We start from the raw sequence: 25,993 nt of genomic DNA on the forward strand, positions 1-25,993 counted from the left end.
CGGAAGTCGGTCCTCAGGACTGGGAGTACCCCGGCAACAACGCCTCTAACGTGGGAAGTTGTCCGTCGCGCCCGCCACGGGCGGCGTCGGGCGGATCCGGAAACGGCCGTACCCCCGATCGGGCTGATCGGGGGTACGGCGGGGATGTCGGGTGGCCGAAACTCGACCTTGCGGGAGCCCCGGAGAGACGCGCCGGGGGTCCGGGGGTCAGACCTGGAGGGTCTGCGGCTTGTGGGACGGACGCTTCGCCTCGTAGGCGGCGATGTCCGCCTCGTTCCGGAGGGTGATCGAGATGTCGTCCAGCCCGTTCAGCAGGCGCCAGCGGGAGTTCTCGTCCAGCTCGAAGGGCGCGGTGACGCCCTCGGCGCGGACCTCGCGGGCCTCCAGGTCGACGGTGATCTCGGCCTGCGGGTCCTTCTCCACCAGTTCCCACAGCGTGTCCACGGTCTTCTGGTCGAGGACCACCGTGAGCAGGCCGTTCTTCAGCGAGTTGCCCCGGAAGATGTCGGCGAAGCGGGAGGAGATCACGGTCTTGAAGCCGTAGTTCTGCAGCGCCCAGACGGCGTGCTCGCGGGAGGAGCCGGTGCCGAAGTCGGGGCCCGCGACCAGGACGGTGGCGCCCTCGCGCTCGGGCCGGTTGAGCACGAACTCGGGGTCCTTGCGCCAGGCCTCGAACAGCCCGTCCTCGAACCCGTCCCGGGTCACCTTCTTGAGCCAGTGGGCGGGGATGATCTGGTCGGTGTCGACGTTGCTGCGGCGCAGCGGGACGGCCCGGCCGGTGTGCTTGGTGAACGCTTCCATGACTCTCAGACTCCAGCGGGCGTGGGGACGTCGGCGTCGGACAGGTCGGCCGGGGAGGCCAGGTGACCCAGGACCGCCGTCGCGGCCGCGACCTGCGGCGACACCAGGTGGGTGCGGCCGCCCTTGCCCTGGCGTCCCTCGAAGTTGCGGTTGGAGGTGGACGCGGAGCGCTCACCCGGGGCCAGCTGGTCCGGGTTCATGCCCAGGCACATCGAGCAGCCCGCGTGCCGCCATTCGGCGCCAGCCTCCTTGAAGACCACGTCCAGACCCTCGGAGACGGCCTGCAGACCCACCCGCGCCGAACCCGGGACGACCAGCATGCGTACGCCGTCGGCGACTTTGCGGTCCCGGACGATCTCGGCGGCGGCGCGCAGGTCCTCGATGCGGCCGTTGGTGCAGGAGCCTACGAAGACGGTGTCCACCCTGATGGAGCGCAGCGGCTGACCGGCCTCCAACCCCATGTACTCCAGCGCCTTTTCGGCGGCGAAGCGCTCCGAGGCGTCTTCGTACGAAGCCGGGTCGGGGACGGCGGCGGAGAGCGGCGCGCCCTGGCCCGGGTTGGTGCCCCAGGTGACGAAGGGAGCCAGCTCGGCGGCCTCGATGACCACCTCGGCGTCGAACTCCGCGTCGTCGTCCGTGCGCAGCGTCCTCCAGTACGCGACCGCCGCGTCCCAGTCGGCGCCCTCGGGGGCGTGCGGGCGGCCCTGGAGGTAGGCGAAGGTGGTCTCGTCGGGGGCGATCATGCCCGCGCGGGCGCCGGCCTCGATCGACATGTTGCAGATGGTCATGCGGGCCTCCATCGAGAGCTTCTCGATGGCCTCGCCGCGGTACTCCAGGATGTAGCCCTGGCCGCCGCCGGTGCCGATCCGCGCGATGATCGCCAGGATCAGGTCCTTGGCCGTGACGCCGTCGGGCAGTTCGCCGTTGACGGTGATCGCCATGGTCTTCGGACGGGCCATCGGCAGCGTCTGGGTGGCCAGCACGTGCTCGACCTGGGAGGTGCCGATGCCGAACGCCAGCGCGCCGAAGGCGCCGTGCGTCGAGGTGTGCGAGTCGCCGCAGACCACGGTGGTGCCGGGCTGGGTCAGGCCCAGCTGGGGGCCGACGACGTGCACGACGCCCTGCTCGACGTCGCCCAGCGGGTGCAGCCGGACACCGAACTCCGCGCAGTTCTTGCGCAGCGTCTCCAGCTGGGCCCGGGAGACCGGGTCCGCGATGGGCTTGTCGATGTCGAGCGTCGGGGTGTTGTGGTCCTCGGTGGCGATGGTCAGGTCGAGCCGCCGCACCGGGCGGCCGCTCTTGCGGAGGCCGTCGAAGGCCTGCGGGCTGGTCACCTCGTGCAGCAGGTGCAGATCGATGAAGAGGAGGTCGGGCTCGCCCTCGGCGCGCCGGACGACGTGGTCGTCCCAGACCTTCTCCGCGAGTGTCCTACCCATCGCTTTCCCTTCGGTCGGCGACGAGGCGCCGACCCAACTAGAGATCTTGGGGAAGCGGTGCCCGCACCCCTGTGCTTCCGGGCAGCCGCCACCAGGCCCTCTCGTCACGGGCCGTTGTGACTTCCTGTCGTCCAGGGTGGCGCGTTCCATGGAAAATTGAACTTGCGTTTCACAGAGTGAGACGGGAGTATCGTGTCATGGACAACAGTAGCGGCGTCGGCGTTCTGGACAAGGCGGCCCTCGTCCTGAGCGCTCTGGAGTCCGGCCCGGCCACCCTCGCGGGGTTGGTCGGTGCGACCGGACTGGCACGACCCACGGCCCACCGCCTGGCCGTGGCGCTGGAACACCACCGCATGGTGGCGCGCGACATGCAGGGACGTTTCATTCTCGGCCCGCGCCTGGCCGAGCTGGCCGCTGCGGCCGGCGAGGACCGCCTGCTCGCCACGGCGGGCCCGGTCCTCACGCACCTGCGCGACGTCACCGGCGAGAGCGCGCAGCTCTACCGCCGCCAGGGCGACATGCGCATCTGCGTGGCCGCGGCCGAGCGCCTGTCGGGCCTGCGGGACACGGTCCCGGTCGGCTCCACGCTCACGATGAAGGCCGGTTCCTCGGCGCAGATCCTGATGGCCTGGGAGGAGCCCGAGCGTCTCCACCGCGGCCTCCAGGGGGCGCGCTTCACCGCCACGGCCCTCTCCGGTGTGCGGCGCCGCGGCTGGGCCCAGTCCATCGGCGAGCGCGAGCCGGGCGTCGCGTCCGTCTCCGCGCCGGTGCGCGGCCCGTCCAACCGCGTGGTGGCCGCCGTGTCCGTCTCCGGGCCCATCGAGCGCCTCACCCGGCACCCCGGCCGTATGCACGCGCAGGCGATCATCGACGCCGCCGGACGCCTCTCCGAGGCGCTGCGCCGCAACGGCTGACCGTCCCCGGACACTTCCGACCGACCGGTCACGGGCCCGCCTCAACGCCGCGGCGGGCCCGGCGCCGTTCTCGGACCCGCCGGGGGCCGCCGGGGGCCTCAGGGCGACCTCGACCTGCTCCGCCCCTCTCCTTGCACGGAGTTGACGACTCGCGCGGAGTCGACGACTCTCGCAGATTTGATCACGGAGGCGGGCCGGCGGGTCCCGGACTTCGTCGCGTGAACGCCGAAGGGGGCTCCCGCCTCAGCGGAAGCCCCCTCGGGACTCGTGTACCCCCGACCGGATTCGAACCGGCGCTACCGCCTTGAGAGGGCGGCGTGCTAGGCCGCTACACAACGGGGGCGTGGATCTTGCAGGCGTTCCGTACTGCATCGCCGCAGATCCGAGCTGGTCTACCAGGACTCGAACCTAGACTAACTGAACCAGAATCAGTCGTGCTGCCAATTACACCATAGACCAATGTGGTTTAGACCAGTTCGTACCCCCGACCGGATTCGAACCGGCGCTACCGCCTTGAGAGGGCGGCGTGCTAGGCCGCTACACAACGGGGGCCCTAGCGATCCTGCATCGAGAACAGTGGGAGCTACCCGAGCTGTCCTCGCGGGAAGGATCTGTACCCCCGACCGGATTCGAACCGGCGCTACCGCCTTGAGAGGGCGGCGTGCTAGGCCGCTACACAACGGGGGCTTTGCAGATAAGCTCTGCGAGCTGGCCTACCAGGACTCGAACCTAGACTAACTGAACCAGAATCAGTCGTGCTGCCAATTACACCATAGGCCACTGGAACGCAAGCCCCGGAGGGTTCTTGTTCTAGCGTTGCGCTTCCGGTTCCCGGCCCTCGGGCCCGCTCTCCGGCGGCGCAGGAAGAACATTACCCGAAGGTGGACGGGGCTCCAAAACGGGTATCGGCGCCGAGCAGCGCGGGAAGTTCGGAGAGCGAGGCGATACGGCGCGGTCCGGCCGGCGGGTCGACGGCCGCGTAGGAGCCGCCGCGGTCGATCCAGACGGAGAGCAGCCCCGCGTCGGCGGCGCCGCGCCCGTCGATCTCCGGGTGGTCGCCGACGTACGCGACCTCTGCCGGGGTGAGCCCGAGGGCGTCGCAGGCCGCGAGGAAGGCCCCGGCCTCCGGCTTGGAGACGCCCAGCTCGGCGGCGCACAGGATGGCCTCGAAGCGGTCGTGCACGCCGAGGACGCGCAGCTTGCGGTCCTGGACGGTGAGGCTGGAGTTGGAGAGCACGGCGTGCCGGTGGCTGTCGGCCAGGGCGTCCAGGACGGGCATCACGTCCGGGAAGAGGGACCAGGCGGCCTCGTAGTGCGTGACGTAGCGCTGGAACCACGCGTCGGCCTCGGCGTCCGTCAGCTCCGGGCGGCCCAGGAAGACCCGGGTGCGGTCGCGCCGCTGTGTGAGGAAGTCCACCTCGCCCGCCGCGAAGCGCGCCCATTGCCGGTCGGTGATCTCCCGCCAGCGCCCGAGGGCCTCCTCGGCCGACCCGTACCCGGCCAGCAGCCCCTCGGCGGCCAGGTGGGCGTGCATGCCCTCGCGGTCGGCGGTGGTGTAGTCGAAGAGGGTGTCGTCGACGTCCCAGACCACGGCGCGGATGCTCATGATCCGACGGTAACGCCGGGACGCCGGCCGTGTCCGCCGTACGCCCGAGGGGCGGCCCCGGGAAGTCCGGGAGCCGCCCCTCGGGCGCGGGTGCGGGCGGTTACGCCGCCAGCCGGGCCAGCGCCGCGTCGATCCGGGCCAGCGCCTTCTCCTTGCCCAGGACCTCGAGGGACTCGAAGAGGGGCAGGCCGACCGTGCGGCCGGTGACGGCGACGCGGACGGGGGCCTGGGCCTTGCCGAGCTTGAGGCCGTGGGCCTCGCCGGCGGCCAGGACGGCCTCCTTGAGCGACTCGGGGGACGACCAGTCGGCCGCGTCGAGCTTCTCGCGGGCCGTGGCCAGGAGGGCGTCCGAGCCCTCCTTCATCGCCTTGGCCCAGCTCGCCTCGTCGAGGACCGGCTCCGGCAGGAACAGGAAGTCGACGTTGTCGGTGATCTCGGAGAGAACCTTCAGGCGGGTCTGCGCGTGCGGCGCGATCGCCTGCCACTTGGCCTCGTCGAAGTCCTCGGGCGCCCAGGGGGCGGCGGGGGCCTTCAGCCAGGGGCGGCAACGCTCGGTGAAGTCCTTGGTCTCCAGCAGGCGGATGTGGTCGCCGTTGATCGCCTCGCACTTCTTCAGGTCGAAGCGCGCCGGGTTGGGCTGCACGTCGGAGACGTCGAAGGCGGCGACCATCTCCTCGATCGTGAAGATGTCCTGGTCCGCGGAGAGCGACCAGCCGAGGAGGGAGAGGTAGTTCAGCAGGCCCTCGGGGAGGAAGCCGCGCTCGCGGTAGAGGTTGAGGCTCGACTGCGGGTCGCGCTTGGAAAGCTTCTTGTTGCCCTCGCCCATGACGTACGGCAGGTGGCCGAAGGCGGGGATCTCCTTGGCGACGCCCAGCTCGATCAGCGCCTTGTACAGGGCGATCTGTCGCGGGGTGGAGGAGAGCAGGTCCTCGCCGCGCAGGACGTGGGTGATCTCCATCAGGGCGTCGTCGACCGGGTTCACCAGCGTGTAGAGCGGGGCGCCGTTGGCACGGACGATGCCGTAGTCCGGGACGTTCTCCGGGAGGTAGGTGATCTCGCCGCGGACCAGGTCCGTGAAGGTGATCGCCTCGTCGGGCATCCGGAAGCGGACGATCGGCTCGCGGCCCTGGGCCCGGTACTCCTCGACCCGCGCGGCGCTCAGGTCGCGGCAGTGGCCGTCGTAGCCGGACGGCTTGCCGGCGGCACGGGCGGCCTCGCGACGGCTGTCCAGCTCCTCCTGGGAGCAGTAGCAGTGGTAGGCGTGTCCGGCGTCGAGCAGCTTGCGGGCGACGTCCTTGTAGAGGTCCATGCGCTGCGACTGGCGGTACGGCGCGTGCGGGCCGCCGACCTCGGGGCCCTCGTCCCAGTCGAAGCCCAGCCAGCGCATCGAGTCGAGGAGCTGGTCGTACGACTCCTCGGAGTCGCGGGCCGCGTCGGTGTCCTCGATGCGGAAGACCAGCGTGCCCTGGTGGTGGCGCGCGAAGGCCCAGTTGAACAGGGCGGTGCGGACCAGGCCCACGTGGGGGTTGCCGGTGGGGGACGGACAGAATCGGACGCGTACGGGGGAGCCGGATGCGCTAGCCACGCTTGACAACCTTGTTGGTGAGAGTGCCGATGCCTTCGATGGTGACGGCGACCTCGTCGCCGACGTTGAGGGGGCCGACGCCGGCCGGGGTGCCCGTGAGGATCACGTCACCGGGAAGCAGCGTCATCGCCTCGGAGATGTTGACGATCAGATCCTCGATGGAGTGGATCATCTCGCTGGTACGGCCGAGCTGGCGCTGGCCGCCGTTGACCGTGAGCTGGATCGTCAGGTCGGACGCGGCCGCGATGTCGAGGTCCGTCTCCACCCAGGGGCCCAGCGGGCACGAGGAGTCGAAGCCCTTGGCCCTGGCCCACTGCTTCTCGCGGCGCTGCACGTCGCGGGCGGTGACGTCGTTGGCGCAGGTGTAGCCGAAGATCACGTCCTGGACGCGGTCGCGCGGGACCTCGCGGCACATGCGGCCGATGACGACGGCGAGTTCGGCCTCGTGGTGCAGTTCCTCGGAGAAGGAGGGGTACTGGATGGCGTCGCCGGGGCCGATCACCGAGGTGGACGGCTTGAAGAAGGCGAACGGGGCGTCGGGCACCTCGTTGCCGAGTTCACGGGCGTGCTCGGCGTAGTTGCGCCCGAAGGCGACGACCTTGTTGGGGAGTACCGGCGGCAGGAGCCGCACCTTGCTCAGGGGCACCTTGGTGCCGGAGAGCTCGAAGTCCGCGAACGGGATGCCCTTGATGATGTCGAGGACGAGCTGGTCCGGCTGGTCGCCCTCGACCGCGCCGAAGGCGACGTTGCCGTCGATGGAGAACCTGGCGATGCGCACGGGTTGCTTGGCCCCTTGACTGAGCTGGCTGGAGTCTGACGCTCCAGGCTAACGCGGGGGAAGAGGCCGAGGGGCCGCCGGGAGAAGGGCGGCCCTGTGTCGTACTACTCTGCGACCGACGCGGCGACCGGGGCTTCCATGAGGATCGTGCGGCGGGGGTTGGCGGTCTGGGTGGGGAGCTCGACGGCGTGCTCCGGCTGCTCCGGCGTCTGCAGGTCGCCGGTGCCCTCGAGGTGAGCCAGCGTGGTGCGGCGCGGGTTGGCGATCTTGTGGAACATCATCGTCGTCTTCACGGTTGAACGAGGCCCTGTCGTGTCCGGGCGCCCGAGGGCGTGGAAAAGCCCCTGCGAGGGCGCGGGTTGTCGGTTTTGCCTTCTCTGTAAAGCGTCAGGCTAAACATGTGATTCCCCGCCGACCGCGGGGGAGCCGGTCCCCAGCGTGTGAGTTTGCTCACTTATCAAGGGGCAAACAGGTCAATTGCGACGCCCTGGCGACTCCGACCAATCCGACATTGCCCACCCGAAGCCATCATTCCGCTGCTGATCATGTCGACTGGGACACCTCTTCCACCTCGGCGACTCGACCGCTTTCGTCCGGTTTGCGGGTGATCATCTTCTACGTCTGGTGACTCGGCCCTCACGTGGTGTCACGTATCTCACGGCCTGCCCCACGGGCCTTGTTGGAGATCCTGCACTGTGCTGGAATTCCACGGACCGCCGCAGGATCGAGCCGGCGCGCAGGGGGCGCACACCAGCGCCGAGCGGCGGCGAGAAGGGGGAACCAGCGCCGGTCACTCACGACCAACACAGGGGCGTATTCAGGGCGCCCCGATGACGCCGACACCGTGTCCGACCGTTCACGCGGAAGGGCGCCTGGTCCAGAGGTTGCGACGCTAGTGCAGGGACGTTTCAAGAGGGATGGCAGCGCTTCGGCGGAGCCGGAGCCGCAGGGCGGGACTGGCCCCAAGGCCGTCAGCTCCTCGCCCCAGCACGCCCAGAACCCGGGCCAGACCCAGCCCGGCGACGGCGGGGAGCGCGCCGGTCAGGCGGCGGGCTCGTCCGCTCCCGGCCAGCAGCCGCCCGCCCGGCCGACCGCCGGTTCGACCGGCCCCGGCCCGCGAATAGCCCTGCGCAACTGGCGGATCTCCACGCGTCTGGTCTCGCTGCTGGCGCTTCCGGTGGTCGCGGCCACCTCGCTGGGCGCCCTGCGTATCAACCAGTCGGTCGACGACATCCAGCAGCTCGAGAACATGAAGCTGCTGACCGAGATGACCAAGCAGGCCACCGAGCTGGCGCACGCCCTCCAGGAGGAGCGCGACCAGTCCGCCGGCCCCCTGGCCCACGGCTCGAAGTCCAGCGCCATCGCCGTCAAGGGCGACCGTGAGCAGACCGACCGGGCCCTGAAGAACTTCCTCGACAAGTCCGAGCAGATCGACGCGGCGAGCAAGGACGGCAAGCTCGTCGGCGTCCGGGACAGCCTCGTCGGCATCGCGAGCGACCTGAACGACCTGACCAAGATCCGCAGCACGGCGTACACGGCGAAGGACAACTCGACCCAGACGGTCGAGTCCTACCACCGCCTGATCACCCACCTGCTCGACCTCTCGCAGGACATGGCGGAGGCGACCAGCAACTCGGACATGATCCAGCGCACGCGCGCCCTGTCGGCCTTCTCCTCGGCCAAGGAGTACGCGTCCATCCAGCGCGCGGTCCTCGCCGCGGCGCTCCCCGCGAACACCACGGACAAGGGCGACCTCGCCGAGAACGACCGGCTGTACGCCCAGTCCGCGCTGCAGAGCCAGACGTCCGAGATCCGCAGCTTCAGCAGCATCTACGGCGACGGCGCGGAGGACCTGCTCAAGCCGATCACCGAGGGCAACCCGGTGATCGAGGCGTCCGACCAGTACGCGGGCCGCGCCCTCAGCAAGACCAACGGTCTGGGGAGCCTGAAGGTCCGGTCCTACCAGGACTGGCTGGACGACAGCTCCACCAAGATCCAGCAGATGAAGAACATCGAGCTGAAGCTGCTGGAGGACATGGAGCAGCAGGCCCGAGAGCTGCGCAACGAGTCCGAGCAAGAGGCCATCATCTCCGGTGTCCTCATCCTGCTCGTGCTCGGCGTCTCCCTGGTCGGCGCGTTCGTCGTGGCCCGGTCCATGATCCGCTCGCTGCGCCGCCTGGAGGACACCGCGACCAAGGTCGCCCAGGACCGCCTGCCCGAGCTGGTCAAGCAGCTCTCCGAGACCGACCCGCAGGACGTCGACACGTCGGTGGAGTCCGTCGGTGTGCACTCCCGGGACGAGATCGGCCGAGTGGCCGCGGCCTTCGACGACGTGCACCGCGAGGCGGTCCGCCTCGCCGCCGAGCAGGCCCTGCTGCGGGGCAACGTCAACGCGATGTTCACCAACCTCTCGCGCCGTTCCCAGGGCCTCATCCAGCGTCAGCTCTCGCTCATCTCCGAACTGGAGTCCCGCGAGGCCGACCCGGACCAGCTGTCCTCGCTGTTCAAGCTCGACCACCTCGCCACGCGCATGCGCCGTAACGGTGAGAACCTCCTCGTCCTCGCCGGTGAGGAGCCCGGCCGCCGCTGGACGCGTCCGGTGCCGCTGGTCGACGTGCTCCGTGCCGCCGCCTCCGAGGTGGAGCAGTACGAGCGCATCGAGCTGGCCTCGGTGCCGAGCACCGAGGTCGCCGGCCGTGTGGTCAACGACCTCGTGCACCTGCTCGCCGAGCTGCTCGAGAACGCGACCTCGTTCTCCTCGCCGCAGACCAAGGTCAAGGTCACCGGTCACGCGCTGCCCGACGGCCGCGTGCTGATCGAGATCCACGACACCGGCATCGGCCTGTCGCCCGAGGACCTGGCCGCGATCAACGAGCGGCTCGCCTCGCCGCCCACCGTGGACGTCTCCGTCTCCCGCCGCATGGGTCTGTTCGTGGTCGGCCGCCTCTCGCAGCGTCACGGCATCCGCATCCAGCTGCGTCCGTCCGACTCCGGCGGTACGACCGCGCTGGTCATGCTGCCCGTCGACGTCGCACAGGGCGGCCGCAAGCCGCAGCCCAAGCCGGGTCAGCCCGCCTCGGGCAACGGCGGTCCGGCCGCCGCCCAGGCCGCCGCCGGTGTCGCCGCGGCCCGCCGTGGCGGTCAGGGCGGCGGTGCCCTCGGTGGCGGTGGCGCCTTCGGCGGGGGCGGTGGCGGTGCCCTCGGCGCCGGCTCCCCCGGGGGACGGCTCGGTACCGGTCAGGGACCGCGGGCCGCACTCCCCGGACGCGACGCGGGCGGCCGTCCGGGTGCGCCGGGTGGCCCGCGCGGGCCCCAGGCCCCGGCGGCCCCGGGTCAGCAGAACCGCCCGGCTCCCGCCGGAGCCGGTGCCGGCGCCGGCGCCGGTCAGGCGCCCGGTGCCCCGCAGGGCCTGCAGGCCGCGGGCATGAACGCGCCGCAGGGCAACGCACCGGCGAACAACGCCCCGCAGGGCCAGGACATGTTCGGCGGCCCGCGCACCCCCGCGGCGCCCCCGCAGCGCGGCAGGCGCGGGACCAACGGCGACGCCGAGCAGGGCCGTCGTCCGCAGCTGCCGCCGCGCGGCGGTCCGCGGGCCGAGCTGCCCGGCGGCAACCCGCAGCCGCGGGTGCCCAGCTGGAGCGACGAGAACGCGCAGCCGCCCGTGTCGCGGGCCTCGCTGGACGCCCCGCGCGGACACGACGAGCCGGACAGCTCCCGCACCGACCGGACCCCGCGCCCCGACGACCGGCAGGGCCCGGGCTCGACCGCGGAGATGCCCGCGGTGCCCCGGTTCGGCGAGCCCCAGTCCCCCGCCGCCACGGCCGAGTTCGCCCGCCCCGACTTCGACGCCCCGGCACCCCGGCGCGGCGAGCCGCAGGAGACGGGCCGGTTCGCCCAGCCCGGCCAGAACCGGTTCGAGGGCCAGGCCCCGTACGAGAACCAGTACGGGCAGGGTCAGTACGACCAGGGTCAGGGCCAGTACGACCAGGGCCAGTACGACCAGGGCCGGTTCGGTGCGGACGCCCCGCACGACGACCGGTTCGCGCGGCCCGAGCCCGCCGCCCCGCAGCAGGGCGGCGGCCCCTTCGTCCGCTCGGACGTCTTCGGCGGGCAGCCCGCCCCGGCGGCGCCGAACGGCCCGTCCCCGGCCGACCGGTTCGCCGGTACCCAGGGCCACGACAACGGCTCGGCCGGGCAGCAGGACCTGCCGGCCCGTCAGAACCCGGCGGTCACCGGGCAGTTCGAGCGGCCCCACGTGGGCGGTGCGCAGGGCGGCAACGACTTCGGCGCTCCGCGTCCACCGGCCCCGCAGCGGCCGGCCGCGCAGGAGCCGGCGGGCCGGAACACGGGCGGCACTCCCCCGCAGCGACCCGAAGACGGTTGGGCCCTGCCCCCGGCCTCCGGTCCCGGTGACGGACGTACGCCGCTGTACGACACGCTGGAGACCAACTGGTTCCACGGGGACCGCGAGACGAGGGCGCCCCAGGCCGCCCCGGCCGCGACCCCGGAGCCGCAGGCCGCCCAGCCCCAGACCCCGGCGGCCCCCCAGCGGCCGGCCACCTCGGCCTGGCGCAGCTCGCCGAACGACGACCTCGTCCGGCAGGCGGAGCGCGTCAGGCAGCCGGCCGCGGGCGGGGTCACCACCTCCGGCCTCCCGCGCCGGGTCCCCCGGGCCAACCTCGTCCCGGGGACGGCTCAGCAGCAGTCGCACCAGAGCGGTCCGGCGGTTTCGCGTGCGCCCGACGACGTGCGCGGCCGGCTGACCAATCTCCGTCGGGGAATCGCACAGGGCCGTCAGGCCGGTACCAACCAGACCGGCAGCTACCCGCGGCCCACTCACCAGCAGGAGCGTTAGTTGAGCCCGATGAGCCAGGCGGCACAGAACCTCAACTGGTTGATCACGAATTTCGTGGACAACACCCCGGGGGTGTCCCACACCGTCGTCGTGTCCGCCGACGGACTCCTCCTGGCGATGTCGGAGGGCTTCCCTCGCGACCGCGCCGACCAGCTCGCGGCCGTGGCCTCGGGGCTGACCTCGCTGACCGCCGGGGCGTCCCGGATCTTCGAGGGCGGCAATGTGGCGCAGACGGTCGTGGAGATGGAGCGGGGATTCCTCTTCCTCATGTCCGTCTCGGACGGCTCGTCCCTGGCCGTTCTCGCGCACCCTGAGTGCGACATCGGCCTCGTCGGCTACGAGATGGCGCTCCTGGTCGACCGCGCGGGCGCGGTGCTCACACCGGACCTGCGCGCCGAACTACAAGGCAGTCTGCTCCACTGATCGGCCCCGGCACCACCCGTGTTACCAAATCACCGTCCGGCCGCCACAATCCCCCCACCGGCCTCGTCAGACGGCTTGACTGACCGACTTGCTGTCCCGCCCGGAGGATTCATGACCCCGCCCACCGCCTCTCATGATCCGTACGCGGAGCCGTACGAGGACGAGGGCGACCAGCCGCTGGTACGTCCTTATGCGATGACCGGCGGCCGGACCAGGCCGCGCTACCAGCTCGCCATCGAGGCGCTGATCAGCACGACGGCCGACCCGGCAGCGCTCATGGGACTGCTCCCCGAGCACCAGCGGATCTGCCATCTGTGCCGCGAGGTGAAATCGGTGGCCGAGGTGTCGGCCCTGCTGGCGATGCCGCTCGGTGTGGCCCGGATCCTGGTCGCGGACCTCGCGGAGGCCGGACTCGTCGCCATCCACCAGCCCGGCGGCGACGAGAACAACGGCGGTGCGCCTGACGTGACACTGCTCGAAAGGGTGCTCAGTGGACTTCGAAAGCTCTGACGGAGGGCGGGCGACCACCTCCGCGAAGATCGTGGTCGCCGGCGGCTTCGGCGTCGGCAAGACCACGTTCGTGGGAGCCGTCTCCGAGATCAACCCCCTGCGCACCGAGGCCGTGATGACCTCGGCGAGCGCCGGGATCGACGACCTCACGCACGCCGGGGACAAGACGACCACGACGGTCGCCATGGACTTCGGCCGCATCACGCTCGACCAGGACCTGATCCTGTACCTGTTCGGTACGCCGGGCCAGGACCGGTTCTGGTTCATGTGGGACGACCTGGTGCGCGGCGCCATCGGCGCGGTCGTGCTGTGCGACACCCGCCGGCTGGCCGACTGCTTCCCCGCGGTGGACTACTTCGAGAACAGCGGCCTGCCGTTCGTCGTCGCCCTCAACGGCTTCGACGGTCAGCAGCCGTACTCTCCGGACGAGGTACGCGAGGCGCTGCAGATCGGCCCGGACACTCCGATCATCACGACCGACGCCCGGCACCGCGCCGACGCCAAGTCCGCACTGATCACGCTGGTCGAGCACGCGCTGATGGCCCGCCTGCGGTAGGCCCGCCGACCGTCGCAGCCAAGTCGGCGGGTTTCTACGTCACTTGTAGTAGACGGATCGGAGCCGACTGTGTCCTTTGACACGGTCGGCTCCGCTGTTCATAACGTTTCGGCAGAGGAATCGGGTGGTGCCGACACGCGACGCGGTCAGCTGGTCTCACTGCGCGCACGAACGCCCCGTCTTTTGACGGGCCTCGCTCTTTATGACCGTTTTACGTGGGGCTTACATCACGTGTAACCCCCGCGTTCCACTGTTTGGAAGAGCGCTGGTCGCCGTGCTGGAATGCCAGAACTGCCCAATGGTCAAAGACGTACTCAGCAGTAGCGCGTACTTGATGACGACGGGGTTCTGAGACACAGCGGCACGACACAGGTGCCGACCGCCGAGAGGTTGTTGGTCGAGTGAGGCGAAGCAAGAGCAGTCCCGAGCCATCGGCCCGGGGCAACTTCACCCCGCCGCCGCGTGCAGCGGCGCCCGCCCCCACGCCCGCTGCGGAACCCAAGGCCGAGCCCGCGCCGAGCGGTGGCCGGTTCACGCCGCGCAACTGGCGGGTGCCCACCCGGCTGAACGCGATCCTGCTGATCCCCGTGCTGGTCGGCCTGGTCATGGGCGGCTTCCAGGTGAAGAGCTCGATCGACACCTGGCAGGACGCCCAGGACGCCGAGAACACCGCGCGCCTGGTGCGCGCCTCCCTCGGCTACGCCCACGCCCTCTACAACGAGCGCGACCTCACCGCGGCCCCGCTGCTGCAGGGCAAGGGCGACAAGGACGCCACCGTCATCCGGGCCCGCCAGGCCACCGACGAGGCGGCCGACGCCTTCGACCAGGCAGCCCAGAACATGCCCGCCAAGCCGGGCCTCGAACGCCGGCTGAAGGTGTTCCGCGAGCAGGAGCCCAAGCTCCAGACGCTGCGGGCGGCCGCGTACACCTCCAAGCTCAAGGGCGTGGAGACCGAGGAGGCCTACACCGGCGTCGCCCACCCCCTGATGGAGTTCGCCAACGAACTCGGTCTGGGCACCGGCAACATCACCTCCTACGGCCGTACCGTCTACGCGATCTCGCTGACGAAGGCCGCGCTCTCCCTGGAGCGCTCGATCGGCATGCACATGCTGGTCAAGCCGGGCCCTGAGCCCAGCCACCTGGCCAGCCAGCGCGTGGCGCTCTCCTCGTACGCCTACCTGGAGCGCATCGCGATCGAGGAGTACATCGGCGGCGGTACCGAGGCGGACGCGCAGAAGCTCGAGGACTCCGAGGCGAAGCTCAAGGAGGACGGCGCGGCCATGGCCAAGGAGGCCAAGGCCAAGGACCCGGACTACGTGGCGCCGCCGTCCAACCCGACGACGATGATCTCCGAGCTGGCCGGGCTGCAGTCCACGGACACCAGCGCGCGGGCCGAGCTGGCCCGGCAGGGCATCACGCCGGAGAACTGGTGGGCGGTCAACACCCTCAAGTTCGACGCGTACCAGAAGATCGAGTCGGACCTGGCCGACAAGGCGGTGTCCGAGGCCTCGGCGATCGCCGACGACGCCGAGCGCGACGCCTACATCACGGGTGCCGCGGTCGTGATCGCGCTGCTCGCCGCGTTCATCCTGGCCGGCATGGTGGCCCGCCAGATGAGCCGCTCGATGCGCCAGCTGCGCAACGCCGCCTTCGGCATCGCCGAGCAGCGACTGCCGATGCTGGTCGACCAGCTCTCCCGCACCGACCCGGGCCGGGTCGACACCCGGGTGCAGCCGATCCCGATCTCCTCGACCGACGAGATCGGCGAGGTCGCCCGCGCCTTCGACCAGGTGCACCGCGAGGCGGTGCGGCTCGCCTCCGAGCAGGCGCTGCTGCGGGGCAACATCAACGCGATCTTCACCAACCTGTCGCGCCGCAACCAGTCGCTGATCGAGGGCCAGCTGAGCCTGATCACCGACCTGGAGAACAACGAGGCCGACCCCGACCAGCTGGAGAACCTCTTCCGCCTGGACCACCTGGCCACCCGTATGCGCCGCAACGGCGAGAACCTCCTGGTCCTCGCCGGCGAGGAGCCCGGCCGCCGCTGGGACCAGCCGGTTCCGCTGGTCGACGTGCTGCGCGCCGCCTCCTCCGAGGTGGAGCAGTACGAGCGCATCGAGCTGTCCGGTGTGCCGGAGGCCGAGATCCACGGCCGCGCCGTGACCGACCTCGTGCACCTGCTCGCCGAGCTGCTCGAGAACGCCACCACGTTCTCCTCCCCGCAGACCAAGGTCCGGGTCACCGCGACCCGGCTGCCCGACGGCCGCGTGATGGTCGAGATCCACGACAAGGGCATCGGCCTGACCGCCGAGGACTTCGCGGACATCAACCACAAGCTGGCCAACCCGCCGACCGTGGACGCCGCGATCTCGCAGCGCATGGGCCTGTTCGTGGTCGGCCGGCTGTCCGACCGGCACGGCATCCGCGTCCAGCTGCGTCCCTCGGGCGAGCAGGCGGGCACCACCTCGCTGGTCATGCTCCCGGACGCCATCACCCACGGTGGCGGTGGCGAGCAGCAGCCGCGTGACGAGTTCACCGTGTCGCAGATCATCCCGGAGCAGAACTTCGGCGGCGAGAGCTTCGCGCAGGTCGGTCAGCCGATGCGGACCGCCGCCGAACTGGGCTTCGACGACAGCCGGTACGCCGAGATCCCCGACGACATACGCGAGCTGGACCCGGTCGGCCGTTCGCTGATGCGCGAGGAGCGCCGTGCGGCCCTGGAGGCCCAGTCGCACCCCGAGCTGCCGGGTCCGGCGGACCGCGGGGGCGAGGGGAACACCGAGGCCACCGGCTTCCAGGACCGGTTCGCCGGTCAGCAGCCCGGGTACGACCAGGCCCACGACGGCTACCGGCAGCAGCCGAACGGCGGGTACCAGGAGCCGTCCAACGGCACGTACCAGGAGCAGTCGAACGGCGCCTACGACCAGCGGTCGGCGAACGGCGGCTACGACCAGCAGTCCGCCAACGGCATGTACGACCAGCAGTCGGCGAACGGCACCTACGACCAGCAGTCGGCGTACGTCGACCAGCAGCAGGCCTACCGGGAACCGCAGCAGGCGTCGTACGACGAGCAGTACTACGCGCCGAACGGCACCGCGCCGGAGTCCGGGAACTACTCGCCCTTCGAACAGCGGCGCCACCAGGACGACTGGCCCCAGCAGGACGGATACCAGAACGGATATCCGGACCAGTACCCCTCGGGTGCCCCGCAGGCGCAATCCGCGCAGGCCGCTGACGTGAACGAGGCGGACCGCGTAGGCTTCGACCGTCCGGGGCCGGCCCCCTCCGCCCCCCACGACCTGACCGACGCCGGTCTCCCCCGCCGCGGATCCACCGCGGGCGGCGCGGGCGAGGCGGGGCCCGTGGGCCAGGAGACGCCGGCCGCCGCACCGGGGGCGGGCGGCGAGGACTCCTGGCGGTCGGCCAACGACGACCGCTGGCAGCAGGCTTCGGCGCTGCGCAAGCCCAAGGCGGGCGGGGTGACCTCCTCGGGTCTGCCGCGGCGGGTGCCGAAGGCCAACCTGGTCGAAGGCGCCGCCGAGACCACTCCCCAGGGAGGCCCCCAGGTCTCCCGCGCTCCGGAGGACGTCCGGGGCAGGCTGAGCAACCTGAGGCGCGGCGTCGAGCGAGGCCGCAACGCAGGCAGTGAAACGAACGGCCAGGACACAAGGAATGAACACCGTGGTCCTGACAGCACCTACAACCAGGAGCGTTAGTGTGAGCCCGATGAGCCAGGCGGCGCAGAACCTGAACTGGTTGATCACCAACTTCGTGGACAACACCCCGGGGGTGTCCCACACGGTGGTGGTCTCCGCCGACGGACTCCTTCTGGCGATGTCCGAAGGGTTCCCTCGCGACCGAGCCGATCAGCTCGCGGCCGTCGCCTCCGGCCTGACCTCGCTGACCGCCGGTGCCTCGCGCATCTTCGAGGGCGGCAGCGTGAACCAGACGGTTGTGGAGATGGAGCGTGGATTCCTCTTCATCATGTCCATTTCCGACGGCTCGTCCCTCGCGGTTCTCGCACACCCCGAGGCGGACATCGGTCTCATTGGGTACGAGATGGCCCTTCTGGTGGACCGTGCCGGCACGGTCCTGACGCCCGATCTGCGGGCGGAGCTCCAAGGGAGCCTTCTCAACTAAAGGACAGACGGTGCGTTTTGGCGTCCCGTGGCCGTAAAGTTTCGGGACGCGGCTCCACAGCGATGGGTGCCAGGCACAGTCGGAGGAGGAACACGTGGCAACACCCCCAGGCGGTCCGTCATCGGGCAACTGGTCGTACGGCCCTGGACAGGGCCAAGGCGACGGCTCGGCGAACGGGTACGGCTACCCCTCCGTACCGAGTCACCGGCAGCCGTACGCGCCGCAGGGCCCCGGCCCTTCGCCGTACGACCAGCCGCAGGCTCCGCGCATCCAGCCGGTGCAGCCGCAGCGCCGCACCCCTGAGCCGGCGCCCGCCGGGGCGTCGAACAACCCCCTGGTGCGCCCGTACGCCATGACGGGTGGCCGCACCAGGCCCCGGTACCAGCTCGCCATCGAGGCACTGGTGCACACCACCGCGCAGCCGCACCAGATGCAGGGCCAGCTGCCCGAGCATCAGCGGATCTGCAACCTCTGCCGGGAGATCAAGTCGGTGGCCGAGGTCTCGGCCCTCCTGACGATCCCTCTCGGCGTGGCCAGGATCCTCGTCGCCGACTTGGCGGAGGCGGGACTGGTCGCCATCCATCAGCCCGGCGGCGACGAGAGCGCCGGCGGCCAGCCAGACGTGACACTGCTCGAAAGGGTGCTCAGTGGACTTCGCAAGCTCTAGCGGCGGTCCTTCCCGCTCCACCACTTCCGCGAAGATCGTGGTGGCGGGCGGCTTCGGCGTGGGCAAGACCACGTTCGTCGGCGCTGTCTCGGAGATCAACCCGCTGCGCACAGAGGCCGTGATGACATCCGCTTCGGCGGGTATCGACGACCTCACCCACACGGGGGACAAGACGACCACCACGGTCGCCATGGACTTCGGCCGCATCACGCTCGACCAGGACCTGATCCTGTACCTGTTCGGTACGCCGGGCCAGGACCGGTTCTGGTTCATGTGGGACGACCTGGTGCGCGGCGCCATCGGTGCGATCGTGCTGGTCGACACGAGGCGGCTCGCCGACTGCTTCCCCGCCGTCGACTACTTCGAGAACAGCGGCCTGCCGTTCGTCATCGCGCTGAACGGCTTCGACGGTCAGCAGCCGTACAACCCGGACGAGGTCCGGGAGGCGCTGCAGATCGGCCCGGACACCCCGATCATCACGACGGACGCGCGGCATCGGGCCGACGCCAAGTCGGCGCTGATCACTCTCGTGGAGCACGCGCTGATGGCCCGCCTGCGCTGAGGACTGCGTCCAGCCTGCGGGCGTCGTGCCGGGGCCTCGAGGCTCCGCTGTGCCGGGTTGCGACACGCCCCCTGCGGCCACTGGGCTGCCGGGGGCGGTTTCGTCGCCGGGTGCGGGTGGTTCGTGGCTGGTCGCGCCCGCGCGGCGGAGCCGTATCGACACGGCCCCGCGCCCCTGGGGCGTTCACCGAGCCCGGCGCGACAAGAGAGGCCCCTCCGAGTGGAGGGGCCTTTCTTGTTGCTCGGGTCAGCGCCAGCTGTGCGGGGCGCGGAAGCCGGGCTCGCGCTCCAGGCGGCGCCAGCCCGCGCGGGCCCGGCCGCCGCCGTGGGCCGGGGCGATCTCGACGGGGCGGGCGGCGGCACGGGCCAGGAGGAGGGCCGTGATGGCGGCGACTTCCTCGGGCTCGGCGTGGCCCTTCTCGACGCGGATGTCGGGAGTGGACATGAAGGTGGCTCCTCGGGTCACTGCGGCGGGTTGCCGTGCTTGCGGGAGGGCAGGTCGGCGTGCTTGGTGTGGAGCATCGCCAGGGACTTGATCAGCACCTCACGGGTCTCGGCGGGGTCGATGACGTCGTCGACCAGGCCGCGCTCGGCCGCGTAGTAGGGGTGCATCAGCTCGGACTTGTACTCCTTGACCATGCGCGCCCGCATCGCCTCGGGGTCCTCGGCGTCGGCGATCTGCCGGCGGAAGATGACGTTGGCGGCGCCCTCGGCGCCCATGACGGCGATCTCGTTGGTCGGCCAGGCGTAGGTGAGGTCGGCGCCGATGGACTGGCTGTCCATCACGATGTAAGCACCGCCGTACGCCTTCCGCAGGATGAGCGAGATCCGCGGCACGGTCGCGTTGCAGTACGCGTACAGCAGTTTGGCGCCGTGGCGGATGATGCCGCCGTGTTCCTGGTCGACGCCGGGCAGGAAGCCGGGTACGTCCAGAAGGGTGACGATCGGGATGTTGAAGGCGTCGCACATCTGCACGAAGCGCGCCGCCTTCTCGGACGCCTCGATGTCCAGGACGCCGGCCAGGGCCTGCGGCTGGTTGGCGACGATGCCGACGACCTGACCGTCCAGGCGGGCGAGGGCGCAGATGATGTTGCGGGCCCAGCGCTCGTGGACCTCCAGGTACTCGCCCTCGTCGACGAGTTCCTCGATGACCTTGGCCATGTCGTACGGGCGGTTGCCGTCCGCCGGGACCAGGTCGAGGAGCACGTCGCTGCGGCGGTCGGCGGGGTCCGAGGACTCGTGGCGGGGCGGGTTCTCCCGGTTGTTCTGCGGGAGGAGGGAGAGGAGGTAGCGGACCTCGGCGAGGCAGGTCTCCTCGTCGTCGTAGGCGAAGTGGCACACGCCGGAGGTCTCGGCGTGCACGTCCGCGCCGCCCAGGCCGTTCTGGGTGATCTCCTCGCCGGTGACCGCCTTGACCACGTCCGGGCCCGTGATGAACATCTGCGAGGTCTCACGGACCATGAAGACGAAGTCGGTGAGGGCGGGGCTGTAGGCCGCGCCGCCCGCGCACGGGCCGAGCATCACGCTGATCTGCGGGATGACCCCGGACGCCTTGGTGTTGCGCTGGAAGATGCCGCCGTACCCGGCGAGCGCGGACACGCCCTCCTGGATACGGGCGCCGGCGCCGTCGTTCAGCGACACCAGCGGGGCGCCGGCCGCGATGGCCATGTCCATGATCTTGTGGATCTTCGTGGCGTGCGCCTCGCCGAGCGCACCGCCGAAGATCCGGAAGTCGTGGGCGTAGACGAAGACCGTACGGCCCTCGACCGTGCCCCAGCCGGTGATGACGCCGTCGGTGTGCGGCTTCTTGGCCTCCAGGCCGAAACCGGTGGCACGGTGCCGCCGCAACTGCTCGACCTCGCGGAAGGAGCCCGCGTCCAGCAGCAGCTCGATCCGCTCACGCGCCGTCAGCTTGCCCTTGGCGTGCTGCGCCGCCGTCGCCTTCTCGCTCGGTCCGGCCAGCGCCTGCGCACGGATCTCGTGCAGCTCGGCCACTCGCCCGCGCGCGTCCGTCGGCTCACCCGGCGCCTCATCCAAAACGGTCATGTAGCGACTCTACGAAGCGGACCCGGGAATGCGAGCCGTCGACTCCGTACAGTCTCCGGCCCGTTTTCCTGGTAGCACCGAACAGAATCCCCACCGCATGCAGCCTTTTCGACTGCTCAGGGGGTCTCTGCCTTGTAGGGGTCGCACAAAGCCGTCAGCTGAGAGTCACCTCACATTCGTGCGTGGTACATACCACCCCTGGAGTGACGCGGAGGTGCAGCCGGCGGCCCGTCCGGAGGATCTCGACCGTCTCGTCGGCCCGTAGCACCGCTCCCGCCGGGTGCTCCCAGATGATCTCCAGGGGCTCCCCCGTGCGCGGCGGTTCGCTCACGCAGAGCGTAGCGGTACGGCCCCGGCGGCGGACCAGCACGCTCGCCCCGGCCGTCGCGGTGAGCGGGCCCGCGGTGCCGGCCTGCCAGAAGTTGGCGGCCGTGAACCCGAGGGAGGGCACGGCCACCGCCTGGCACCGACCGTCGTTGGCGAGGATCCCCAGCCAGCGGCGGTCGGCCGCCCGACGCGCGACCGTCCCCCGGGGGGCGCCCGGCATCACGGTGTAGACGTAGTCGGCGCCGGCCGGGTCCGTGCCGTGGTCGAGCCAGAGGGTCTGCCGGCGCCGGGTGCGGCGCTCGGTGGTACTGGTGCTGTTGATGTCGGACCAGGCACCGGTGCGGTCCTCGCGCAGCGTCCGCAGGCCGCGCTCGGGCACGATCCAGCCGCCGTGGCCCTCCAGGTGGGCCCAGTCCCGGCCGCGTACGAGGGCCTGGGTGCCGCCCTCCCCCAGGTTGCGGTCGTCCACCACCGTCTCCACCGGGACGCCGTCCGAGCACGTGATGCCGGCGCCCAGGCAGACCACGGCGTCGTGCAGGAAGAACCAGGACTTGCGGGCCTCCAGGGTCGAGCCGAGGCCCTTCAGGTGCTGTCCCACGGCGGCGTACTCGCCGTCGGTCGTGCCGCCCACCCAGCGCACGTCGGGTTTGGGCGCACCCCATTCGCCGCCCGCCCGGTCGGCGAGGCGCTTGGTGGAGACGGTGGTCCCGGGCAGCCGGTACCAGTCGGCGGTCGGCCAGAACCAGTCCGTGTACTGATCGGACGGGGTCCCGTTCGCCCACCAGGTGAGCATCCCCGCGCCGGTGTGCCAGCCGCGCGGGTTCTCGCCGTTGCCGCACTCGTAGTGGGCGATGCGGTCGCTGGCCATGGCGAGGGCCGCCGTGAAGGCGGGGCGGCGGTGGACGGCGCGGTCCATGGCGGCGAAGAGGTGGTGCCCCGTGGGGTCGGGCGCGGCCTCGCCGGGGGCGTCGGCGATCGCGTGCAGCCGGGCCAGGTCGGCGACCGGGAACTGGGGCGCGGTGAGCAGCGGCGTGACGGTGTCGCGCGCGATCCAGCCCTTGATCCGGGCGTACCAGCGTTCGCGCTCGGCGTCGCTCGCGCCGCCCGCGAGGACCGCCATGGCGGCGATGAGCTGCTGTCCGTGGAAGTGGTCGCTGCGCATGACGTGCAGGTCGTCGCTTGCCAGGTAACCCCGGCTGATCGCGCGGCCGTTGACCACGTCCATGACCAGGCCGTCGTGGATCAGGGGCGCGTAGGCGCGCTCGACGCTGTCCAGGACGGTCTGCCTGCCCGGGTCCGTCACCTCCCACGGAGAGCCGGCCAGCAGGGTGAAGAGCCTGCCCAGTCCGTCGAGCATGACCTGGCCGTACGTCCCCGAGTAGGCGACCCAGGTGTGCTGGACGAACGAGCCGTCGGCGTAGAGCCCGTCGCCCTCGGTGACGTACGGGAAGACCGGCGAGAGGGCGTCGCGGGCCAGGGCGAGCTTGGCGGGGGCCCGGCCCAGGACGCCGCGCAGGGCGACGGAGCGGCACAGGTCGACGCGGTTGGCGCCGGTGGAGGTGCCGGAGTAGTCGCCGAGCATCGCGTCGGGGACGAAGTGGTCGACGGCGGCGCAGGCGGCGGCGACGCGTTCGGCCCCGAGGTGGTCGTGGAGGGCGGCCGTGATGTCCATCAGGAGGCGGGGACTGCCGATCTGCCACTCCCACCAGTTGCCGTAGCGGGTGGTGCCGGGGTGGTAGACGGTCGCCGAGAGGTGGTCCAGGCCGCGCAGGATGTCGGCAAGGAGGGCAGGGTCGCCGGTGCAGCCGGTGCCCTCCTGGACGTACGCCTCGGTCATCGTCCACAGGCGGCCGTAGGCGAAGGTGATGCCGGCGGGCGGGTCGAAGGGGTGGCCGGGCCACAGGGAGGTGGGGGTGGGCGCCATGGTGGCGCGGTGGACGCGGGCGCGTTCGCCGGTCTCGGCGAGGCGGGAGGCGTACGGCTCGGCGGCCGGGTCGTACCCGCTGCCGAGGGCGATGCCGAGCCAGCGCAGGCGGAGGGCGTCGTAGGGGTCGGCCGCGGCGGCCGCGGCCCGGGGCACGGCCGAGAGGGCGGCGGCGGCCGCGGTGGCGAGCAGGACCGCGCGGCGGCTGGGAGCGGTGGGGCGCTGTGGGGTCATGCTCATGCCGTCTATCACGCCCGGGGCCGCGGGGGAACGGCACCGCGACACGTTCGAGCGAAGTGGTTGATGGTTTGACGGAATAGCCCTAGAGTCGTGCTCGTTGAACTGGTTGAACATTCAACATCAATACCTTCTCCGGAGGACACCATGACCGCGACCGCCGACCTCTCCACGCTCACCGGCGACTACACCGTCGACCCCGCCCACACGACGATCGGCTTCACGGCCCGCCACGCCATGGTCACGAACGTCAAGGGCAAGTTCCTGGACTTCACCGGCACGCTGCACCTGGACGGCGCCGACCCGTCCCGCTCCACCGCGTCCCTGGACATCACCATGGACAGCATCGACACGGGCTCCCCCGACCGCGACGGGCACCTCAGGAGCGCGGACTTCTTCAACACGGGCGAACACCCGACGATGACCTTCCGCTCCACCAAGGCGGAGTCCCTGGGCGGCGACGACTACCGCATCACCGGTGACCTGTCGATCCTCGGCACGACCAGGCCGCTCACCATCGACCTGGAGTACTACGGCGCGGCCAAGGACCCGTTCGGCAACGAGCGCGTCGGCTTCGAGGGCAAGGCGGAGATCAAGCGCTCGGAGTGGGGCCTCACCTGGAACGCGGCCCTGGAGACGGGCGGCGTGCTGGTCTCCGACAAGATCAAGCTGAACTTCGACATCTCGGCGATCCGGCAGGCCTGACGCTCCGCACCCCTCGGCGGCGAACTCGATCTCGGCAGCGGCCCGGACCCGGATACGGCGTCCGGGCCGGCCCATTCGCGCAAGACGGCGCTGCGCGAGGCTATCGAGCGGTCCGCCGGGACGAGGTCACCGTCCGCCTCGGTCCGCACGGCGCCCGGTGGGCCATGGCGACCGCGCCGTTTCCGCATGCCGGTGACGAGGAGCGCGGAGTTCGGGGACGCGGGCTCACCGCAGCGGCGCACCCCTGGTGACCGCCGCCCGTCTCACCCGCCCAGCAGCTCCCGCGCCCGGTCCAGAGCCTGGCCGAAGGGGTCGGGCAGGACGCCCAGCCCGTACGAGACCAGGGCGCCCTCGTGCAGCAGCATCAGCGCGCCCCCGAGGCGCTGCGCACCGGCCGGGTCCAGCTCCCCGGCGAGCCGGGTGAACAGGCCGAGCATCCACCGCTTCTGCCCCGTGATGACCGGGTAGGCCGGGTGGGCCGGGTCGCTGATCTCCGCGTGCGCGTTGATCATGCTGCACCCCCTGCGCCCGTGGTCCTCCGCCCATACGCGCGAGGCCTCGAACACCTCGAGGATCCGGGCGGCCGGCCCCTGCTCCGCGACCGCGTCGAGCCGGTCCGCGAGCAGCGCGCGCCAGCGCTCGTCCCGTCCGGCCAGGTACTCCACGACGATCTGCTCCTTGGAGCCGAACCGGTCGTACAGCGTCTTCTTGGTCACCCCCGCCTCGGCGGCGACGAGGTCGACGCCCACGGCGTGGATGCCGTGCTCGTAGAACAGCCGCTCTGCGGCCTCCAGCACCCGCCGGGCGCCGGGCGTCATCCGGACGCGGTGCGGTGTCTCTTCTGGACCCATGCCAGCAAGTATACCGGTCTGTATAGTGGGTACTCCGCACGAGTAAACCGATCTGTCTACTTCGACTTACGGACTACGGACTCTGGATGTGGTCGACATGAACGCCTTGCTCTCGGTCTCCTTCGTGCTCTGCTGGAGCTCCGGCTTCATCGGCGCCAAGCTGGGCGCGGGGACCGCCGACGCGAGCACGCTGCTGATGTGGCGCTTCCTGCCGCTCGCCGTGCTCCTGGTGGCCGCCGCGGCCTTCTCCCGGTCGGCGTGGCGCGGCCTGACGCCCCGGGCCGCCGGCCGTCAGATCGCCGTCGGGGCGCTGTCGCAGAGCGGCTACCTGCTCAGCGTCTACTACGCCATCCAGCTCGGCGTCTCCAGTGGCACCACCGCCCTGATCGACGGCGTCCAGCCCCTCGTGGCCGGCGCGCTCGCCGGGCCGCTGCTGCGGCAGTACGTCTCGCGCCGGCAGTGGCTGGGACTCTGGCTGGGCCTGGCCGGCGTCGCCACGGTCACCGTGGCCGATGCCGGGGCGGCGGGGGCGGACGTGCCCTGGTGGGCGTACTTCGTGCCCTTCCTCGGCATGCTGTCGCTGGTGGCGGCCACCTTCCTGGAGGGCCGCTCACGCGCGCCGGTGCCGCCCCGGGTGTCGCTGACGATCCACTGCGCGACCAGCGCGGTCCTCTTCTCGGCCCTGGCGGCCGGTACCGGGGCCGCGGCGCCGCCCGCCGACTCCTCGTTCTGGCTGGCGACCGCCTGGCTGGTGGTGCTGCCCACCTTCGGCGGCTACGGGCTGTACTGGCTGATCCTGCGCCGCTCCGGCATCACCGAGGTCAACACCCTCATGTTCCTCATGGCGCCGGTCACGGCCGTGTGGGGCGCCCTGATGTTCGGCGAGCCCTTCGGCCCCCAGACCGCCGCCGGCCTCGCGGTCGGCCTCGCCGCCGTGGTCGTCGTCCGGCACCGGGGCGGAGCGGGCCGGACGCGGCGGTGGCACGCGCGCTCCGGGGTCCGGCCTGCTGCTGCCGCGCGGCCGACTGAGGTCAGGCGTTGACGCCCGACGCGAGCACGCCCGCCGCGAGC

Annotated in this window: 21 protein-coding genes and 5 tRNA genes; 11 read left to right on the forward strand and 15 right to left on the reverse strand. The window is 71.2% G+C overall.

Annotated elements, in window-relative coordinates:
* Positions 1–207: 207 nt before the first annotated feature.
* Positions 208–801: a 3-isopropylmalate dehydratase small subunit gene (gene leuD, locus EV562_RS27210; RefSeq protein ID WP_133889504.1), complete on the reverse strand. Its 594-nt coding sequence runs from the start codon at positions 799–801 to the stop codon at positions 208–210.
* A gap of 5 nt (positions 802–806) precedes the next feature.
* Entirely contained in the window at positions 807–2,237 is a 1,431-nt protein-coding gene (gene leuC / locus EV562_RS27215) for a 3-isopropylmalate dehydratase large subunit (RefSeq protein WP_133889505.1), read from the reverse strand.
* A 197-nt stretch (positions 2,238–2,434) separates the two neighbouring features.
* Here leuC and ndgR point away from each other — a divergent pair, with 197 nt between their 5' ends.
* On the forward strand, positions 2,435–3,151 hold the full coding sequence (ndgR, locus tag EV562_RS27220; protein ID WP_011030305.1) for an IclR family transcriptional regulator NdgR: 717 nt from the start codon (positions 2,435–2,437) through the stop codon (positions 3,149–3,151).
* A gap of 270 nt (positions 3,152–3,421) precedes the next feature.
* Here ndgR and EV562_RS27225 read toward each other — a convergent pair.
* From EV562_RS27225 to EV562_RS27265, 9 genes are all read right to left on the reverse strand, one after another.
* Positions 3,422–3,494: transfer RNA gene (locus tag EV562_RS27225), tRNA-Glu, on the reverse strand.
* Between the two features lie 44 nt (positions 3,495–3,538).
* Positions 3,539–3,610 (reverse strand) — tRNA-Gln (locus tag EV562_RS27230).
* Positions 3,611–3,630: 20 nt separating this feature from the next.
* A tRNA-Glu gene (locus EV562_RS27235) sits at positions 3,631–3,703 on the reverse strand.
* Between the two features lie 62 nt (positions 3,704–3,765).
* Positions 3,766–3,838: transfer RNA gene (locus tag EV562_RS27240), tRNA-Glu, on the reverse strand.
* 21 nt (positions 3,839–3,859) lie between these two features.
* Positions 3,860–3,931, reverse strand: a tRNA-Gln gene (locus tag EV562_RS27245).
* A 91-nt stretch (positions 3,932–4,022) separates the two neighbouring features.
* A complete protein-coding gene (locus EV562_RS27250) occupies positions 4,023–4,757 on the reverse strand; it encodes an HAD family hydrolase (protein ID WP_133889506.1) in 735 nt (244 codons plus the stop codon).
* 100 nt (positions 4,758–4,857) lie between these two features.
* Entirely contained in the window at positions 4,858–6,342 is a 1,485-nt protein-coding gene (gene gltX / locus EV562_RS27255; protein ID WP_133889507.1) for a glutamate--tRNA ligase, read from the reverse strand.
* Positions 6,335–7,120, reverse strand: coding sequence for a fumarylacetoacetate hydrolase family protein (locus tag EV562_RS27260; protein ID WP_133889508.1), 786 nt, complete (start codon positions 7,118–7,120; stop codon positions 6,335–6,337). The genes gltX and EV562_RS27260 overlap by 8 nt, the downstream gene beginning before the upstream one ends.
* A gap of 104 nt (positions 7,121–7,224) precedes the next feature.
* Positions 7,225–7,413: a hypothetical protein gene (locus EV562_RS27265; protein WP_166662004.1), complete on the reverse strand. Its 189-nt coding sequence runs from the start codon at positions 7,411–7,413 to the stop codon at positions 7,225–7,227.
* Between the two features lie 602 nt (positions 7,414–8,015).
* Here EV562_RS27265 and EV562_RS27270 point away from each other — a divergent pair.
* The 8 genes from EV562_RS27270 (at position 8,016) to EV562_RS27305 (ending at position 18,833) form a co-directional block, all read left to right on the forward strand.
* Entirely contained in the window at positions 8,016–11,975 is a 3,960-nt protein-coding gene (locus tag EV562_RS27270; RefSeq protein ID WP_133889509.1) for a nitrate- and nitrite sensing domain-containing protein, read from the forward strand.
* A gap of 9 nt (positions 11,976–11,984) precedes the next feature.
* Positions 11,985–12,398: a roadblock/LC7 domain-containing protein gene (locus EV562_RS27275; protein WP_003973453.1), complete on the forward strand. Its 414-nt coding sequence runs from the start codon at positions 11,985–11,987 to the stop codon at positions 12,396–12,398.
* 111 nt (positions 12,399–12,509) lie between these two features.
* Positions 12,510–12,908 (forward strand): DUF742 domain-containing protein, encoded by a 399-nt coding sequence (locus tag EV562_RS27280; RefSeq protein ID WP_003973454.1) that lies wholly within the window; start codon positions 12,510–12,512, stop codon positions 12,906–12,908.
* Complete coding sequence (locus EV562_RS27285) at positions 12,889–13,464, forward strand: ATP/GTP-binding protein (protein ID WP_003973455.1); 576 nt, start codon at positions 12,889–12,891, stop codon at positions 13,462–13,464. The genes EV562_RS27280 and EV562_RS27285 overlap by 20 nt, the downstream gene beginning before the upstream one ends.
* A gap of 401 nt (positions 13,465–13,865) precedes the next feature.
* Positions 13,866–17,180, forward strand: coding sequence for a nitrate- and nitrite sensing domain-containing protein (locus EV562_RS27290; protein ID WP_133889510.1), 3,315 nt, complete (start codon positions 13,866–13,868; stop codon positions 17,178–17,180).
* Between the two features lie 10 nt (positions 17,181–17,190).
* Complete coding sequence (locus tag EV562_RS27295; protein ID WP_004983065.1) at positions 17,191–17,604, forward strand: roadblock/LC7 domain-containing protein; 414 nt, start codon at positions 17,191–17,193, stop codon at positions 17,602–17,604.
* A 94-nt stretch (positions 17,605–17,698) separates the two neighbouring features.
* On the forward strand, positions 17,699–18,271 hold the full coding sequence (locus tag EV562_RS27300) for a DUF742 domain-containing protein (protein ID WP_076976478.1): 573 nt from the start codon (positions 17,699–17,701) through the stop codon (positions 18,269–18,271).
* On the forward strand, positions 18,252–18,833 hold the full coding sequence (locus tag EV562_RS27305; RefSeq protein ID WP_009314218.1) for an ATP/GTP-binding protein: 582 nt from the start codon (positions 18,252–18,254) through the stop codon (positions 18,831–18,833). Before EV562_RS27300 ends, EV562_RS27305 begins: the two co-directional genes overlap by 20 nt.
* A 246-nt stretch (positions 18,834–19,079) precedes the next feature.
* Here EV562_RS27305 and EV562_RS27310 read toward each other — a convergent pair whose 3' ends face one another.
* From EV562_RS27310 to EV562_RS27320, 3 genes are all read right to left on the reverse strand, one after another.
* Entirely contained in the window at positions 19,080–19,277 is a 198-nt protein-coding gene (locus EV562_RS27310) for an acyl-CoA carboxylase epsilon subunit (protein ID WP_133889511.1), read from the reverse strand.
* A 17-nt stretch (positions 19,278–19,294) separates the two neighbouring features.
* On the reverse strand, positions 19,295–20,878 hold the full coding sequence (locus EV562_RS27315) for an acyl-CoA carboxylase subunit beta (RefSeq protein WP_133889512.1): 1,584 nt from the start codon (positions 20,876–20,878) through the stop codon (positions 19,295–19,297).
* Positions 20,879–21,032: 154 nt separating this feature from the next.
* Positions 21,033–23,363, reverse strand: a complete 2,331-nt coding sequence (locus tag EV562_RS27320; RefSeq protein ID WP_133889608.1) for a polysaccharide lyase 8 family protein — start codon at positions 23,361–23,363, stop codon at positions 21,033–21,035.
* A gap of 150 nt (positions 23,364–23,513) precedes the next feature.
* Here EV562_RS27320 and EV562_RS27325 point away from each other — a divergent pair, with 150 nt between their 5' ends.
* Positions 23,514–24,071, forward strand: coding sequence for a YceI family protein (locus EV562_RS27325; protein WP_133889513.1), 558 nt, complete (start codon positions 23,514–23,516; stop codon positions 24,069–24,071).
* Between the two features lie 263 nt (positions 24,072–24,334).
* Here the strand turns inward: EV562_RS27325 and EV562_RS27330 are convergent, their stop codons facing one another.
* Complete coding sequence (locus EV562_RS27330) at positions 24,335–24,922, reverse strand: TetR/AcrR family transcriptional regulator (RefSeq protein ID WP_133889514.1); 588 nt, start codon at positions 24,920–24,922, stop codon at positions 24,335–24,337.
* A 97-nt stretch (positions 24,923–25,019) separates the two neighbouring features.
* On the opposite strand from EV562_RS27330, the gene EV562_RS27335 reads away from it, so the two are divergent.
* A complete protein-coding gene (locus EV562_RS27335; protein ID WP_243860185.1) occupies positions 25,020–25,964 on the forward strand; it encodes a DMT family transporter in 945 nt (314 codons plus the stop codon).
* The last annotated feature ends 29 nt before the right edge of the window (positions 25,965–25,993 follow it).

It is taken from the genome of Streptomyces sp. BK208 (assembly GCF_004364245.1).
Lineage (GTDB): Bacteria > Actinomycetota > Actinomycetes > Streptomycetales > Streptomycetaceae > Streptomyces.

Bases quoted from the DNA above. Each gene is read 5' to 3' on its own strand.
- leuD (WP_133889504.1), bottom strand. From the start codon at position 801: ATGGAAGCGTTCACCAAGCACACCGGCCGGGCCGTCCCGCTGCGCCGC.
- leuC (WP_133889505.1), bottom strand. From the start codon at position 2,237: ATGGGTAGGACACTCGCGGAGAAGGTCTGGGACGACCACGTCGTCCGG.
- ndgR (WP_011030305.1), top strand. From the start codon at position 2,435: ATGGACAACAGTAGCGGCGTCGGCGTTCTGGACAAGGCGGCCCTCGTC.
- EV562_RS27250 (WP_133889506.1), bottom strand. From the start codon at position 4,757: ATGAGCATCCGCGCCGTGGTCTGGGACGTCGACGACACCCTCTTCGAC.
- EV562_RS27275 (WP_003973453.1), top strand. From the start codon at position 11,985: ATGAGCCAGGCGGCACAGAACCTCAACTGGTTGATCACGAATTTCGTG.
- EV562_RS27280 (WP_003973454.1), top strand. From the start codon at position 12,510: ATGACCCCGCCCACCGCCTCTCATGATCCGTACGCGGAGCCGTACGAG.
- EV562_RS27295 (WP_004983065.1), top strand. From the start codon at position 17,191: ATGAGCCAGGCGGCGCAGAACCTGAACTGGTTGATCACCAACTTCGTG.
- EV562_RS27310 (WP_133889511.1), bottom strand. From the start codon at position 19,277: ATGTCCACTCCCGACATCCGCGTCGAGAAGGGCCACGCCGAGCCCGAG.
- EV562_RS27315 (WP_133889512.1), bottom strand. From the start codon at position 20,878: ATGACCGTTTTGGATGAGGCGCCGGGTGAGCCGACGGACGCGCGCGGG.
- EV562_RS27320 (WP_133889608.1), bottom strand. From the start codon at position 23,363: ATGACCCCACAGCGCCCCACCGCTCCCAGCCGCCGCGCGGTCCTGCTC.
- EV562_RS27325 (WP_133889513.1), top strand. From the start codon at position 23,514: ATGACCGCGACCGCCGACCTCTCCACGCTCACCGGCGACTACACCGTC.
- EV562_RS27330 (WP_133889514.1), bottom strand. From the start codon at position 24,922: ATGGGTCCAGAAGAGACACCGCACCGCGTCCGGATGACGCCCGGCGCC.
- EV562_RS27335 (WP_243860185.1), top strand. From the start codon at position 25,020: ATGAACGCCTTGCTCTCGGTCTCCTTCGTGCTCTGCTGGAGCTCCGGC.